The organism is Pseudomonas segetis (assembly GCF_900188155.1).
Classification (GTDB): domain Bacteria; phylum Pseudomonadota; class Gammaproteobacteria; order Pseudomonadales; family Pseudomonadaceae; genus Aquipseudomonas; species Aquipseudomonas segetis.
This window is the reverse complement of sequence record NZ_FZOG01000007.1, coordinates 142,082-155,047: the sequence shown is the minus strand read 5'-3', so window position 1 is coordinate 155,047 and position 12,966 is coordinate 142,082. Positions and strand designations below refer to the sequence as shown.

Sequence of the window (12,966 nt, the reverse complement as noted above, 5' to 3'; positions counted from 1 at the left end):
CGCCTGGGAGTGTGAGTGTGGATTCGCGGATAATTGATTTTGTAGAGCGTGCCGAAGGCGTCCTGGCACGCCTTGAGCCGCTTTTGCCTGCCGAGCCGGTGGTGATTGACTGGCAACAGAGCCTGGCGGCGCGTTGGCTGCGGGAAGGGCGTGGTGGCTTCCTGCAACCGCTGAAGGTCAGCCTGGATCTTGAGTTGACGGACCTGATCGGCGTTGACACCCAGCGTGATCAACTGTCGCGCAATACCGCGCAGTTTGTCCGGGGCTTGCCTGCCAATCATGCGCTGTTGTGGGGCGCAAGAGGGACTGGCAAGTCTTCCTTGATTCGTGCGTTGCTGGCTACTCATGCGAGCAGTGGCTTGCGCCTGATTGAAATTGAACGTGACTATTTGGCCGATCTGCCGCGCATCGTCGAGCAGTTGTCAGGGCTCAAGCAGCGTTTCATTTTGTTCTGTGATGACTTGTCGTTCGAAGCAGGCGAGGGTGACTACCGCATTCTCAAGAGCGTGCTTGATGGTTCGTTGGAACGGGCACCGGACAACGTCTTGCTCTATGCGACATCCAATCGTCGTCACCTGGTGCCGGAAAAGGAAAGCGATAACCTGAACTCCAAGATGGTCGACGGTGAGCTGCACCCAAGCGAAGCGGTGGAAGACAAGATTGCCTTGTCGGATCGATTTGGCTTGTGGATCTCGTTCTACCCATTCACCCAGGATCACTTTCTCAATGTGGTGCGCCACTGGGTAACGGTGCAGGCCAGGGCAGCAGGTTTGACCTGGCATTGGGATGAGGCTTTGGAGAAAGCCGCTATTCGCTGGGCAACAGGGCGAGGAAACCGCAACGGTCGCTGTGCTTATCAATTTGCCCGCTATTGGGTCGGGCTCCAACTTTTAGAGCGTGCAGATGTTTGAATTAGAAGGTGCTGAAGAATACCCGCTGCTGGTCGCCCAGCTGGAGTCCTTGTTGGCGGATGAGCGCGACTTTATTGCCAATGCCGCACAGTTTTCGGCTTTTCTGTTCCAGCAAATGCCTGCACTGAACTGGGCTGGTTTTTACCTGGCGCGTGACAATGAACTGGTGCTCGGGCCGTTTCAGGGCAAGGTCGCCTGCGTGCGCATCCCGTTCGGCCGGGGTGTATGCGGGGCCGCGGCGCAAAGCTTGCAGACCCAGCGAGTAGAGGATGTACACGCATTCGCCGGACATATCGCTTGCGACAGCGCATCCAACAGCGAGCTGGTGGTGCCATTGCTCAAGTCGGGCAAACTGATAGGTGTGCTTGACCTGGACAGCCCGCAAGTGGGGCGCTTCAGCGCTGAAGATCAGGCTGGCGTCGAGCAGATGGTCGAGGTGTTCCTGCGCCTGACAGATTGCTGAGTGCAGATCTCTTTGCTCAAACAAAAAAGCTCGCACTGCTGCGAGCTTTTTTGTTGCTGGAACGTGATTTAGCTGGGCTGTGCGGCTTTACTGGCCATTTTGGCCAGCATTGCATGTTCTCCGGCCAAAACCGCCTGTAGCGAGCTGAGCGAGCAGATGCGTGAGCAGTGGGCGGCAAGCTTGGGCCAGCGGCTGGCGTCAATGCGCTCATCGCCGTGCTGCATATTCACCCATTGGCAGGTGATCGCCAGGTCAGCCAAGGTCAAGGTGTCGCCAACGAAGAACTGTTTATTGCCCAACTGCTGCTCCAGGTAATCAAAGTGTGGCGGCAGTTTTTCGTTGATTGTCTGTGCAACCGCAATTTCATCGCTGGCCTTGCCCATTGATGTTTTCAGTACGCGGTTACGAAATACGCAAAAGGTGCTGAGTGGGGCGATTTCATAGTCAGCGTATTTTTCCAGCCAGCGTATGCGTGCTCGCTCTTGAGCGTTGGTGCCGAGCAAAGGCGTGCAGTCTGGATATTGCTCTTCAATGTACTGGCAAATCACGCTGGAGTCGGCGAGGCTGAAATCGCCGTCCTTGAAGGCCGGAATACGCCCAAGTGGGTTGAGTTCCTTGTACCAGTCCGGCTGCTTGCCGAATGGAAGAATTATCTCAAGGTCATAATCGAGGCCTTTCTCAGCCAAAAACAGGCGAACTTTGCGCACAAAGGGTGAGAGTGGGGCGCCATAGACGATCATGCTCATTGGGTTTCCTTATGTGTTGGGGTGTTCGACACTTTTCCGATCTAGTCGTAAATGTTCTTCTTTTTCCAATCTTCGTCACTGCCTATGCTCTCAAGGCCCTGGTTCAGCTCGCTGTTTTCATCGACAGGCGCGGGGGTTTGGTTCAGTACCAGGTTATTGGCGATCTGTAGTTGTTCCTGGAACTGCTTGAGTGCTGCGCTATAGCGTGCCGGATCGTTCTGCTTGCGCAGGTACTGAACGCCGCGCTCGAATGCCAGGCGCGCCTGGCCAGCCTGGTTTTGCTGCAGGGCGCGCTGGCCGATATTGCCGAAATATTCGATATGCAGCTGGGTGAGCAGTGGGGGGATTTGTTGCAGCCATTGCTTGGCCTGCGCGGCAGGCAGGATTCCATCCTGGCCTGCGCGGGTAATCTGGCTGTGCAGGTCTTCGAGGATAAACCGGGTTTGCTTGGCTTGCTGCTCGTTAAGAATCTTGACTGGCGGGTTCTTGACCGGAATAGACTCGCCCTGAGCAACCAATTGTTGAAGCTCGGCAATCGACTCCTTGAGCCTGGTATTGGCTTTATCCTTGGCGAGCAGTCGTTCGCTGTAGGCTTGTTGGATTTGGCTAAGCAATAACTTGAGGTTGGGTGACATCAGCTGGCCGGGCATGGACTCAGACACTTCGGCGCAGCGCCGTATGCGGTCATTGAGTTCGGCCTTGAGCCTGGCTTTCTCAAGTTTGCTATTTTCAACGGCATGGTTGATGTAGGCGATTATTAGCAACATGCCAATGCCGCCCACTATCAATAGGGTTATCACGAGCGGGGACATCTATACGACCTCTCGACCACTTAGTTTTCTGCGAGTGTAGTGCCTTAAGCGATCAGCTGATAGCACAGTCGCATTTTTTGGTTTGAAGTTATTGATTTTAAAATATTTTTACACAGAGGTTGACGACTCGATCAAGGCTCCATAGAATGCGCGCCACTTCTTAGCGCAATGTCAGATGGCAAAGCACGGGAAGCCGGAGATAGAGTTGTAGGTTCCGGGCTGCGTCCCCTTCGTCTAGTGGCCTAGGACACCGCCCTTTCACGGCGGTAACAGGGGTTCGAGTCCCCTAGGGGACGCCACTTTCAATAAGTGGCGTTGCAGATGTAAGATGCGGGAATAGCTCAGTTGGTAGAGCACGACCTTGCCAAGGTCGGGGTCGCGAGTTCGAGTCTCGTTTCCCGCTCCAGTTTTAGATGTGTTGCCCGGCAGGCAGCACAATGGCTAGGCAGGCACAGCGCTGTTTAGTTTGCAAAGTTCCAGGTCCCCTTCGTCTAGTGGCCTAGGACACCGCCCTTTCACGGCGGTAACAGGGGTTCGAGTCCCCTAGGGGACGCCATTTTGTTGTAAGCACTCCGCAAGGTGTGTGTTGTAAATGCGGGAATAGCTCAGTTGGTAGAGCACGACCTTGCCAAGGTCGGGGTCGCGAGTTCGAGTCTCGTTTCCCGCTCCAAATAAACAAAAAAGCCGCTCACATCGAGCGGCTTTTTTGTGCCTGTAAATCAACCTCTTTCAATAGCCCGCTCAATGTTTGCGCATTGACGGGCTTTTGTCTGTCAGTGGGTTCAGTGTTTGCTGGAAGTCTGCGGTGCCAGGGCGAGCAGGCGCTTTTCCTGGTTCCAGTCAAATGGCTGGTCATTCTCCATTGCCTCAAAGCGGCGCTCATCGAGTGTCTGGAACATTTCGATTTCCTCGTCGGGCATGAAGTGCAGGCAGTCGCCACCGAAGAACCACAGCAGGTCGCGGGGGACCAGGTGGGCAATTTGCGGGTAACGATGAAATATCTGGCTGATCAGATCCTGGCCGAGGTACAGGCTGCTCTCGGTATCGACTGGCAGCAAGGCGATCAATTCGTCGTAGCGTTCTATGAACAGCGCATGGCTATCGTCGAGAACTTGCTCGGCTTCACCGAGGGCGACCAGAATACCGCGCAATTGAGTGAGCAGGGCGAGGTGGTGATCAAGGTGGCTGCTGGTCATGGCGATAATCCTGAAAGTAAAACGGGCGCGGGAGTATAAAGCTCCGCGCGCCCGCTGTCCTGTTATGGACGATGGGGCTTACCTGATTTTGCCACGGCTGAGCTTGAGCTCATCCTTGGCAAAGTCATCGACATCAATCACCTGGCGCCGCGCCGCTTCAGCCTGTTGCAGGCTGGCGGCCTCTTCGGCAGAGAGTACGCCTGCGGCGAGTGCGCTTTCGATCAGGGTTTGCCCCGGCACTTCGTCGACCTCACCAGCCTTGGCCGCTTTGTGCAGTTTTTTCTGCAGCGGTTTAGCCTGCTCAAGCAGATCCATTGCCCGCTGCAAGGCAGCAACTGGGTCTTTCTCGGCGGTTGGCCGGTAGCAACCAGTAAGGATTTCCTCCAAGGCTGCATCGCCTTTGTTGCGACCGATGATCTCGGCAATTTCTGCGTCAAGTTCATCACTTGGGCCACGGTGGCGACGGCCCAGCGGGAATACCAGCACGCGCAAGGCGCAACCGAGGAACTTGTTGGGGAAGTTGCAGAGCAGATCATCCAGCGCTTCTTCGGCCTTGCACAGGCTTTCTTCCATTGCCCAGCGCAACATGGGTTTGGAATGAGCCGAGTAGTCGAGGTCGTGATAGCGCTTGAGCGCAGCCGAACCCATGTAGAGGTTGCTCAATGCATCGCCAAGACGTGCAGAGAGACGCTCACGGCGTTTCAGCTCGCCACCCAGCAGCATCATGCTCATGTCGGCGAGCATGGCGAACGCTGCGGAGAGGCGGTTCAGTGCGCGGTAGTACGGTTGGCTGAGGTTGTCGCCGGGTACGGCACCAAGACGGTTCAGGGTCAGACCCAGGACCAGGGTGCTGGCGGCGTTGCTGATGGCGAAACCGATGTGCTGCATCAACAATTCGTCGAACTCGATAAGCGCCTGGTCCTTGTCTTCGCGACTGGCCAGGGACATTTCCTTGAGCACGTACGGATGGCAGCGGATCGCACCCTGGCCGAAGATCATCAGGTTGCGCGACAGAATGTTCGCGCCTTCGACGGTGATGAAGATCGGCGCGCCTTGCCATGAGCGGCCCAGGTAATTGTTGGGCCCCATGATGATGCCTTTGCCGCCATGTACATCCATTGCATCACTGATGCAGTCGCGGCCGCGCTCGGTCAGGTGATACTTGAGGATAGCCGACAGAACCGAGGGTTTTTCCCCAAGGTCGACGGCATTGGCGGTGAGGATGCGCGCACTGTCCATCATCCAGGCATTGCCACCAATACGGGCCATTGCCTCCTGGATACCCTCAAAGGCCGAAAGTGGCACATTGAATTGCTCCCGGACCTGGCTGTACTGGCCTGTCACCAGGCTGGTGAACTTGGCAGCGCCAGTGCCCACCGCAGGCAGCGAGATGGAACGCCCGACCGAGAGGCAGTTCATCAGCATCATCCAGCCCTTGCCGAGCATCTCTTGTCCGCCGATCAGGAACTCAAGCGGAACAAATACATCTTTACCCGAGTTGGGGCCGTTCATGAAAGCCGCGCCAAGCGGATAGTGACGGCGACCGATCTCGACACCGGCGGTATCGGTCGGTACCAGCGCCAGGCTGATGCCGAGGTCTTCCTCTTCACCCAGCAGGTGGTCAGGGTCGTAGGCCTTGAACGCCAGGCCAAGCAAGGTGGCGACCGGGCCAAGGGTGATGTAGCGTTTTTCCCAGGTCAGGCGCAGGCCGATAACTTCCTTACCTTCCCATTCGCCTTTGCAGATGATGCCGGTATCTGGCATCGCACCCGCATCGGAACCTGCCAATGGGCCGGTCAATGCGAAGCAGGGGATGTCTTCGCCACTGGCCAGGCGCGGCAGGTAATGGTTGCGCTGTTCGTCGGTGCCGTAATGCAGCAACAGCTCTGCTGGGCCGAGCGAGTTGGGCACCATGACGGTCGAGGCAAGGTCGCCGCTGCGAGTGGCAAGTTTCATTGCCACTTGTGAGTGGGCGAAGGCGGAAAAGCCTTTGCCGCCGTATTCCTTGGGAATGATCAGGGCAAAGAAACCGTGTTCCTTGATGTGTTTCCAGGCCTTTTCTGGAAGGTCCATCTGCTGGCCTATGTCCCAGTCAGTGACCATGGCGCAGAGTTCTTCGGTGGGGCCATCGAGGAAGGCTTGCTCTTCTTCGCTCAGTACTGCCTTGGGGTAAGCCAGCAGTTTGTCCCAGTCCGGACGACCGCTGAACAGTTCGCCATCCCACCAAACGGTGCCGGCCTCAATCGCGTCGCGCTCGGTTTCGGACATGGGCGGTAGCACCTTTTGAAACCATGCGAACAAAGGCGCGCTAAACAGTTTGCGGCGTAAGTCAGGCAATGCCAGTGGCAGGGCGACTGCGAGCAGGATCAGCCAAAGCACCGTCATGAGCGCGCCGTGTGCGTGGCTGAAAGAGCCCATGACCAGCAGGTAAACGGCAACGCATGCCAAGGCGGGTATTGGTGAGATGCGGCGGTGGGCCAGATAAGCCACGCCAATCACTAAAACAATTAACCAGACTGCGAGCATTTAACGTCCTCCATGATGACGCCTGGGCGTCATGAGCTTAGCCGTCATCTGTCAATAGATGACGAAAAGGGCGGTGAGTTTGACTTTTATATAGTCACTTCAGCACTTACAGCCTAGCTGGACTGGGCTAGCCAGGCCATGGGCAGGCGCCGATGCAGCTATAGGTCAAAGCCAACCGCTTCATCGATAATGACCAGCCTACGCTAATTGAGTTCGCAGATCATGCCCAAGGTGTGACATCTGGCACTAGCCACTCAACTTATGATGCCGCACCTCGAGCATGGCCCCGGATTGCGTGACGCCATTCAGGCGGGGTCTGGCGGGCCCATTATGAAGTGCAGTAATAGTCACCATCAGGCTTGGGGTCTTTCTTCTTTATGGCACAGTGCTAGGCTGTGCCGGTGCCAATTTATTTCATTAAATTTCGACTGCTGCTTCGGGCCTGCGGCTTTGGACGTTAGACTTACGCAGTCGCATCATGGCGCAGCTTGTCTCTTTTACTCACTTTTTATTTTTGGGTGCGTGCATTCTTTATGACTACCGCTCTGTCCATTCGTCAACTTACAAAAACCTATGGCAATGGCTTTCAGGCACTCCACGGCATTGATCTGGATGTAGCTGAAGGCGACTTCTACGCATTGCTCGGCCCCAACGGCGCGGGCAAATCCACCACCATCGGCATTCTTTCGACCCTGGTTAATAAATCCAGCGGTACGGTCAATGTCTTCGGTTTCGACCTCGATAAAGACCCGGCTTCGCTCAAGCGTTGCATCGGCGTGGTGCCACAAGAGTTCAACTTCAACCAGTTTGAGAAGGTCTTCGACATTGTCGTGACCCAGGCTGGCTACTACGGTATTCCCGCCCGAATTGCCAAGGAACGCGCCGAGCATTACCTCAAGCAGCTTGGCTTGTGGGAGAAGCGTGACGTAGCGTCGCGTGAACTTTCGGGCGGCATGAAGCGCAGGCTGATGATTGCCCGGGCGTTGGTCCACGAGCCACGCCTGTTGATTCTCGATGAGCCTACGGCGGGTGTTGATATTGAGCTGCGCCGGTCGATGTGGAGTTTTCTGACCAAGCTCAACGAGCAGGGCATCACCATCATCCTGACCACCCATTACCTTGAAGAGGCCGAGCAGCTGTGCCGCAATATCGGCATCATCGATCATGGCCGGATTGTCGAAAACACCAGCATGCGCGAGCTGTTGCAAACCTTGCATGTCGAAACATTCCTGCTCGATCTTACGGCTTCCTTGCTGGTCGAGCCCGAGCTTGAAGGCTATCCGGTTAAGCTGGTTGATCATCACACCCTTGAGGTGCAGGTCGACAAGAATCAAGGGGTAACCGAGCTGTTCCGCCAGCTCGCAGAGCAGAATATCGACGTCTGCAGCCTGCGCAATAAAAGCAATCGACTGGAGGAGTTGTTCGTCAACTTGGTCGAGAAGAACCTGGCCAAGGAGACAGTATGAACACCGCACACCTAAATTCAGAGTTTGCCGCGAACATGGTTGCCCTGCGTACCATTGTGTATCGCGAAGTGCGCCGCTTTACTCGTATCTGGCCGCAAACCCTGCTGCCGCCAGCCATTACCATGGTCTTGTATTTCGTCATCTTCGGTAACTTGATTGGCCGACAGATTGGCGGCATGGGCGGTTTCAGCTACATGCAGTACATCGTTCCGGGCTTGATCATGATGTCGGTGATTACCAACTCCTACGGCAACGTGGTTTCAAGCTTTTTTGGCAGTAAATTCCAGCGTTCGATCGAAGAGTTGATGGTGTCCCCCGTGTCGCCGCATATCATTCTGATCGGTTACGTAACCGGTGGCGTACTGCGCGGTCTGGCCGTGGGTTTTATCGTCACGCTGTTGTCGCTGTTCTTCACCGACTTGCAGGTTCATCACCTTGGCTTGACTGTATTGGTGGTGCTGTTGACCGCGACGATCTTTTCGCTGGGCGGCTTCGTCAATGCGGTATTTGCCCGCAACTTCGATGATATCTCGATTATTCCGACTTTCGTCCTGACGCCGCTGACGTACCTGGGTGGAGTGTTCTACTCAATCAACCTGTTGCCACCGTTCTGGCAAACGGTTTCTTTGGCCAATCCGGTGTTGCATATGGTCAATGCCTTCCGTTACGGCATTCTTGGCGTTTCGGACATTCGCATCAGCGTCGCTGTGGCCTTTATGTTGCTCGCTACAGCCGTGCTTTACCTGGTTTGTGTGCGCTTGCTGGTCAGTGGTCGCGGTATGCGCCAATAAAGGGGAGCCGCACTGGCAAAAACGGCGTTTGGCCCATCGACCAAGCGCCGTTTTTTATGGCGGTGAAATCTGTATGCGGTGCTGGATAAGGCGGAACGCCTAGACCTTAAGCACCAGTTTGCCGAAGTTTTCACCGCTGAACAGTTTGAGCAGGGTTTCCGGGAAGGTTTCCAGGCCCTCGACAATATCTTCTTTTGACTTCAGCTTGCCGCTGGCCATCCAGCCGCCCATTTCTTTGGCTGCATCGGCAAACTGGCTGGCGTAGTCCATCACCACAAAACCTTCCATGCGCGCCCGGTTGACCAGCAGTGACAGGTAGTTGGCGGGGCCCTTGACGGCTTCTTTGTTGTTGTACTGGCTGATGGCGCCACAAATGACGATACGTGCTTTCGGCGCGATGCGAGTCAGTGCGGTGTCGAGGATATCGCCACCGACATTGTCGAAGAATACGTCGATGCCTTTTGGGCATTCGCGCTTGAGACCCGCTGCCAAGTCTTCATTCTTGTAGTCGATGGCACCGTCAAAACCCAGTTCATCAACCAGCAACTTGCATTTCTTCTCGCCGCCAGCGATGCCCACGACCCGGCACCCTTTGATCTTGGCGATTTGCCCGACAATGCTGCCCACGGCGCCGGCAGCGCCCGAGATCACCACGGTTTCACCCGCTTTGGGGGCGCCCACATCAAGCAAGGCGAAGTAGGCCGTCATGCCGGTCATGCCCAGGGCGGAAAGGTACAGCGGCAGTGGGGCGCGACTGGGGTCAACTTTGTAAAAGCCGCGCGGCTCGCCGACAAAGTAATCCTGCACGCCGAGCGCGCCATTGACATGATCGCCCACTTCGAAATTAGGGTTCTTCGAGGCGATGACCTCGCCGACGCCCAAGGCTCGCATGACCTCGCCCAAGCCCACTGGCGGGATGTAGGACTTGGCATCGTTCATCCAGCCGCGCATGGCAGGGTCGAGCGACAGGAATGCATTCTTGACCACTATTTGCCCCTCTGCAGGCTCGGCCAGAGGCGTTTCTACAAAACTGAAGGTGTCACGGGTTGGTGTGCCAACGGGGCGCTTGGCGAGCAGAAATTGGCGGTTGATTTGAACGGTCATGGCAATTTACTCATTGTTCGAAAACTAGGGTGATAGCGCGTCATGTGCCGATGAGCAACCTGCGCCTGAAAATCGAATGTAGGCCGATTTATCAAGGTGATAGTAGGTCGCGGTGTTTTATCACCATTTTAAATCCGACAACTATGATGCCCTTGATAGTGCTGCCAGCTGCCTTGGGTTCCTGACTAGACTCGAACATCAGAAATCTTCAACAGGGGAATATGCACATGGGCTTTAGCTTCAGTGGAGAGGTTGCGTTGGTTACGGGGGCTGCAGCTGGCATTGGTCGTGCGACGGCGTTGGCGTTCGCTGGGCAGGGCCTCAAGGTCGTGGTTTCTGATGTCGATAACGCAGGTGGCGAGGCGAGCGTTGAAATGATTCGCCAGGCCGGTGGCGAAGCCGTTTTCATCCCCTGTAATGTCACGCTCGACAGCGAGGTCGCGGCGCTGATGGAGCAGATTGTCCAGTGTTATGGCCGGCTCGATTATGCCTTCAACAATGCCGGTATCGAGATCGAGCAGGGCAAGCTTGCCGACGGCAGTGAATCCGAGTTTGATGCGATCATGGGCGTCAACGTCAAAGGTGTCTGGCTGTGCATGAAGCACCAGATTCCGCTCTTGCTGGCCCAGGGCGGCGGGGCAATCGTCAACACGGCCTCGGTTGCAGGCCTTGGCGCGGCCCCGAAGATGAGTATTTACAGCGCATCCAAACATGCGGTCATTGGTTTGACCAAGTCGGCTGCGGTCGAATATGCGAAGAAAAAGGTTCGGGTCAATGCCGTGTGTCCTGCTGTAATCGACACAGATATGTTCCGCCGTGCCTATGAGGCCGACCCGAGAAAGGCTGAGTTTGCCGCCGCAATGCACCCGGTTGGGCGTATCGGCAAGGTCGAGGAGATTGCCGCCGCTGTGCTGTATCTGTGCAGTGACCAGGCTGCCTTTACCACTGGCCAGGCCTTGGCAATCGATGGCGGCGCGACCGCGATCTGATCCTCAAGCGTTGCACCAGTCAGCCTGGCCATTAGGCAAGGCTGACCGGTTTATTAATGCGCTTTACGCCAATTCAATATCACCAGCGTCAGCAGGCCGGCGACAATCCCCCAGAATGCCGAACCGATGGTGAATAGGGTCATGCCCGAGGCAGTGACCAAAAAGGTTATCAGCGCGGCTTCGCGTTCTTTCGGCTCGCTCATGGCCTGGGTCAGGCCGCCAATGATCGAGGCAAACAGTGCCAGTGCCGCAATCGACAGAATCAGTGCCTTGGGCAATGCGGCAAAGAGCGCCGCCAAGGTGGCGCCAAAAATACCGGCAATACCGTAGAACAGGCCACACCAGACGGCGGCGGTGTAACGCTTACTTGGGTCTTCATGGGCCTCAGGGCCTGCGCATATGGCTGCGCTGATCGCCGCCATATGAATGCCGTGGGAGCCGAAGGGGGCCAGCAATATGGAGCAGATCCCCGTGGTATTGAGCAGCGGGGAGGCGGGCACGTCATAGCCATTGGCCCGTAAAACCGCCATGCCCGGCAGGTTTTGTGAGGTCATCGCAACAATAAACAGCGGTATGCCGATACTGATCGCTGCAGCAAGCGAAAAGCTCGGCGTGGTCCATTGCGGCGTTGCCAGCTTGAGTTCGAAGTGATCAAAGTTGAGCAAGCCAAATACGCCAGCCAATACGCAGCCGACAATCAATGCTGCCAGAACTGCGTAGCGCGGCATCAAGCGTTTACCGAATAGATAGGCCAGCAACATGGCAACCACCAGCACAGGCTGCTGTTCGGCCGCTACACAGATCTCCAGGCCGATCTTAAACAGCACGCCTGCCAGCAATGCAGCAGCTATGGAGCCCGGTATACGCCGCATGATGCGGTCAAAACTGCCGGTCATGCCGCAGATCACGATCAGTGCCGAGCAGATGATATAGGCGCCGATAGCCTCGCTATAGGGCACACCCGGCAAGCTGCTGATCAAGAGTGCTGCACCTGGTGTCGACCAGGCGATCATGACTGGCGCGCGATAGCGCAGAGATAAGCCAATGCAGCACACAGCCATGCCAATCGATAGCGCCCAGATCCACGATGATATCTGGCCGTTGCTCAGCCCGGCGGCCTGGCCTGCCTGGAACATCAGCACCAGTGAGGAGGTATAGCCGGTGAGCATGGCGATAAAGCCTGCAACCACTGCGGACGGCGAACTGTCCGCCAACGGGCGTAGTCGGGCCTGGCTCGCGTGTGCCATTACAAAACTCCTTGAACGTCTGCAAATATTGGATAAAGCGATGCCGCGAGTAACAATGCCATGCTGATGTTGAATCCGCGCAGTACCATTGGGTTGTTCAACCACTTGCGCAGCAAGCTACCGGCCGCAGTCCAAAGCCCAACGCTGGGGCAGTTGACCAAGGCGAACAGCGCCGCGATCAGCAGCACATTCAGCTCGAAGTTTTCATGCGGGGTGTAGGTGGTGATTGCGCCAATGGCCATTACCCACGCCTTGGGGTTTATCCATTGAAATGCCGCCGCCTCGATAAAGCTAAATGGCTTGGTGCCCAGGTTTTGCCCCTCGGGCGCGCTGGCGTTAGCAATTTTCCAGGCCAGGTACAACAAATAGGCTGCGCCGGCAAAACGCAGGACGTTGTAGAGCATTGGTACCTGTTCAAATAACTGGCCCAACCCCATGCCAACCGCAATCACCAGAATCATAAAGCCAATGCTGATACCAAACATGTGCGGCAAGCTGCGGCGTATACCAAAGTTCACTCCAGAGGCCAGCAGCATCATGTTATTCGGGCCGGGTGTAACCGAGGTAACGAAGGCAAAGGCGATAAATGCGACAAGCAGTTCGGCGTTCATGAGGCTCACTCGATAGGCAGATGCTCTGGGTGTGATCGCAGTCGCGCACCCTGGATATACAGAGCCTAAATCCTCAGCCTGATGCCGTCTCGGTACAGCGAGGT

Annotated in this window: 12 protein-coding genes and 4 tRNA genes; 9 read left to right on the top strand and 7 right to left on the bottom strand. The window is 56.2% G+C overall.

The features are described 5' to 3' along the window. Nucleotides 1–17 precede the first annotated feature (17 nt). Both CHB79_RS19445 and CHB79_RS19440 read left to right on the top strand, forming a co-directional pair. Entirely contained in the window at nucleotides 18–911 is an 894-nt protein-coding gene (locus CHB79_RS19445) for an ATP-binding protein (protein ID WP_089361109.1), read from the top strand. Further along, entirely contained in the window at nucleotides 904–1,374 is a 471-nt protein-coding gene (locus CHB79_RS19440; RefSeq protein ID WP_010490183.1) for a GAF domain-containing protein, read from the top strand. The genes CHB79_RS19445 and CHB79_RS19440 overlap by 8 nt, the downstream gene beginning before the upstream one ends. A gap of 68 nt (nucleotides 1,375–1,442) precedes the next feature. On the opposite strand, the gene CHB79_RS19435 is transcribed toward CHB79_RS19440, so the two are convergent. After that, a complete protein-coding gene (locus tag CHB79_RS19435; protein ID WP_089361108.1) occupies nucleotides 1,443–2,120 on the bottom strand; it encodes a glutathione S-transferase family protein in 678 nt (225 codons plus the stop codon). Between the two features lie 41 nt (nucleotides 2,121–2,161). Next, nucleotides 2,162–2,932, bottom strand: a complete 771-nt coding sequence (locus CHB79_RS19430; protein ID WP_089361107.1) for a hypothetical protein — start codon at nucleotides 2,930–2,932, stop codon at nucleotides 2,162–2,164. Between the two features lie 223 nt (nucleotides 2,933–3,155). Between CHB79_RS19430 and CHB79_RS19425 the strand changes: the two genes are divergently transcribed. The 4 genes from CHB79_RS19425 to CHB79_RS19410 all read left to right on the top strand — a co-directional run bounded on the left by CHB79_RS19425 (nucleotide 3,156) and on the right by CHB79_RS19410 (nucleotide 3,602). Beyond that, nucleotides 3,156–3,231, top strand: a tRNA-Glu gene (locus CHB79_RS19425). A gap of 31 nt (nucleotides 3,232–3,262) precedes the next feature. Beyond that, nucleotides 3,263–3,338, top strand: a tRNA-Gly gene (locus tag CHB79_RS19420). A 74-nt stretch (nucleotides 3,339–3,412) separates the two neighbouring features. After that, nucleotides 3,413–3,488: transfer RNA gene (locus CHB79_RS19415), tRNA-Glu, on the top strand. Between the two features lie 38 nt (nucleotides 3,489–3,526). Continuing rightward, nucleotides 3,527–3,602 (top strand) — tRNA-Gly (locus CHB79_RS19410). Nucleotides 3,603–3,714: 112 nt separating this feature from the next. Here CHB79_RS19410 and CHB79_RS19405 read toward each other — a convergent pair. Both CHB79_RS19405 and CHB79_RS19400 read right to left on the bottom strand, forming a co-directional pair. After that, nucleotides 3,715–4,128, bottom strand: coding sequence for a PA2817 family protein (locus tag CHB79_RS19405; RefSeq protein ID WP_010490177.1), 414 nt, complete (start codon nucleotides 4,126–4,128; stop codon nucleotides 3,715–3,717). A 78-nt stretch (nucleotides 4,129–4,206) separates the two neighbouring features. Beyond that, nucleotides 4,207–6,654, bottom strand: a complete 2,448-nt coding sequence (locus CHB79_RS19400; RefSeq protein ID WP_089361106.1) for an acyl-CoA dehydrogenase — start codon at nucleotides 6,652–6,654, stop codon at nucleotides 4,207–4,209. Between the two features lie 533 nt (nucleotides 6,655–7,187). On the opposite strand from CHB79_RS19400, the gene CHB79_RS19395 reads away from it, so the two are divergent. Both CHB79_RS19395 and CHB79_RS19390 read left to right on the top strand, forming a co-directional pair. Next, nucleotides 7,188–8,120, top strand: a complete 933-nt coding sequence (locus CHB79_RS19395; protein WP_010490174.1) for an ABC transporter ATP-binding protein — start codon at nucleotides 7,188–7,190, stop codon at nucleotides 8,118–8,120. Next, entirely contained in the window at nucleotides 8,117–8,911 is a 795-nt protein-coding gene (locus CHB79_RS19390) for an ABC transporter permease (protein WP_089361105.1), read from the top strand. The genes CHB79_RS19395 and CHB79_RS19390 overlap by 4 nt, the downstream gene beginning before the upstream one ends. Before the next feature lie 99 nt (nucleotides 8,912–9,010). Here CHB79_RS19390 and CHB79_RS19385 read toward each other — a convergent pair whose 3' ends face one another. Then, the gene (locus tag CHB79_RS19385) at nucleotides 9,011–10,015 is read right to left on the bottom strand and encodes an NADP-dependent oxidoreductase (protein WP_089361104.1); all 1,005 of its coding nucleotides are present in this window, start codon (nucleotides 10,013–10,015) and stop codon (nucleotides 9,011–9,013) included. A gap of 227 nt (nucleotides 10,016–10,242) precedes the next feature. Here CHB79_RS19385 and CHB79_RS19380 point away from each other — a divergent pair, with 227 nt between their 5' ends. Beyond that, the gene (locus CHB79_RS19380; RefSeq protein WP_010490171.1) at nucleotides 10,243–11,004 is read left to right on the top strand and encodes an SDR family oxidoreductase; all 762 of its coding nucleotides are present in this window, start codon (nucleotides 10,243–10,245) and stop codon (nucleotides 11,002–11,004) included. A gap of 53 nt (nucleotides 11,005–11,057) precedes the next feature. Here CHB79_RS19380 and CHB79_RS19375 read toward each other — a convergent pair whose 3' ends face one another. Both CHB79_RS19375 and CHB79_RS19370 read right to left on the bottom strand, forming a co-directional pair. Next, nucleotides 11,058–12,251: a benzoate/H(+) symporter BenE family transporter gene (locus CHB79_RS19375; protein WP_089361103.1), complete on the bottom strand. Its 1,194-nt coding sequence runs from the start codon at nucleotides 12,249–12,251 to the stop codon at nucleotides 11,058–11,060. Then, nucleotides 12,251–12,862: a LysE family translocator gene (locus tag CHB79_RS19370; protein WP_089361102.1), complete on the bottom strand. Its 612-nt coding sequence runs from the start codon at nucleotides 12,860–12,862 to the stop codon at nucleotides 12,251–12,253. The genes CHB79_RS19375 and CHB79_RS19370 overlap by 1 nt, the downstream gene beginning before the upstream one ends. Between the last annotated feature and the right edge of the window lie 104 nt (nucleotides 12,863–12,966).

What these genes read in the sequence shown, in the direction of transcription:
- CHB79_RS19440 (WP_010490183.1), top strand. Translation starts at nt 904, where the DNA reads ATGTTTGAATTAGAAGGTGCTGAAGAATACCCGCTGCTGGTCGCCCAG.
- CHB79_RS19435 (WP_089361108.1), bottom strand. Translation starts at nt 2,120, where the DNA reads ATGAGCATGATCGTCTATGGCGCCCCACTCTCACCCTTTGTGCGCAAA.
- CHB79_RS19430 (WP_089361107.1), bottom strand. Translation starts at nt 2,932, where the DNA reads ATGTCCCCGCTCGTGATAACCCTATTGATAGTGGGCGGCATTGGCATG.
- CHB79_RS19405 (WP_010490177.1), bottom strand. Translation starts at nt 4,128, where the DNA reads ATGACCAGCAGCCACCTTGATCACCACCTCGCCCTGCTCACTCAATTG.
- CHB79_RS19400 (WP_089361106.1), bottom strand. Translation starts at nt 6,654, where the DNA reads ATGCTCGCAGTCTGGTTAATTGTTTTAGTGATTGGCGTGGCTTATCTG.
- CHB79_RS19395 (WP_010490174.1), top strand. Translation starts at nt 7,188, where the DNA reads ATGACTACCGCTCTGTCCATTCGTCAACTTACAAAAACCTATGGCAAT.
- CHB79_RS19390 (WP_089361105.1), top strand. Translation starts at nt 8,117, where the DNA reads ATGAACACCGCACACCTAAATTCAGAGTTTGCCGCGAACATGGTTGCC.
- CHB79_RS19385 (WP_089361104.1), bottom strand. Translation starts at nt 10,015, where the DNA reads ATGACCGTTCAAATCAACCGCCAATTTCTGCTCGCCAAGCGCCCCGTT.
- CHB79_RS19380 (WP_010490171.1), top strand. Translation starts at nt 10,243, where the DNA reads ATGGGCTTTAGCTTCAGTGGAGAGGTTGCGTTGGTTACGGGGGCTGCA.
- CHB79_RS19375 (WP_089361103.1), bottom strand. Translation starts at nt 12,251, where the DNA reads ATGGCACACGCGAGCCAGGCCCGACTACGCCCGTTGGCGGACAGTTCG.
- CHB79_RS19370 (WP_089361102.1), bottom strand. Translation starts at nt 12,862, where the DNA reads ATGAACGCCGAACTGCTTGTCGCATTTATCGCCTTTGCCTTCGTTACC.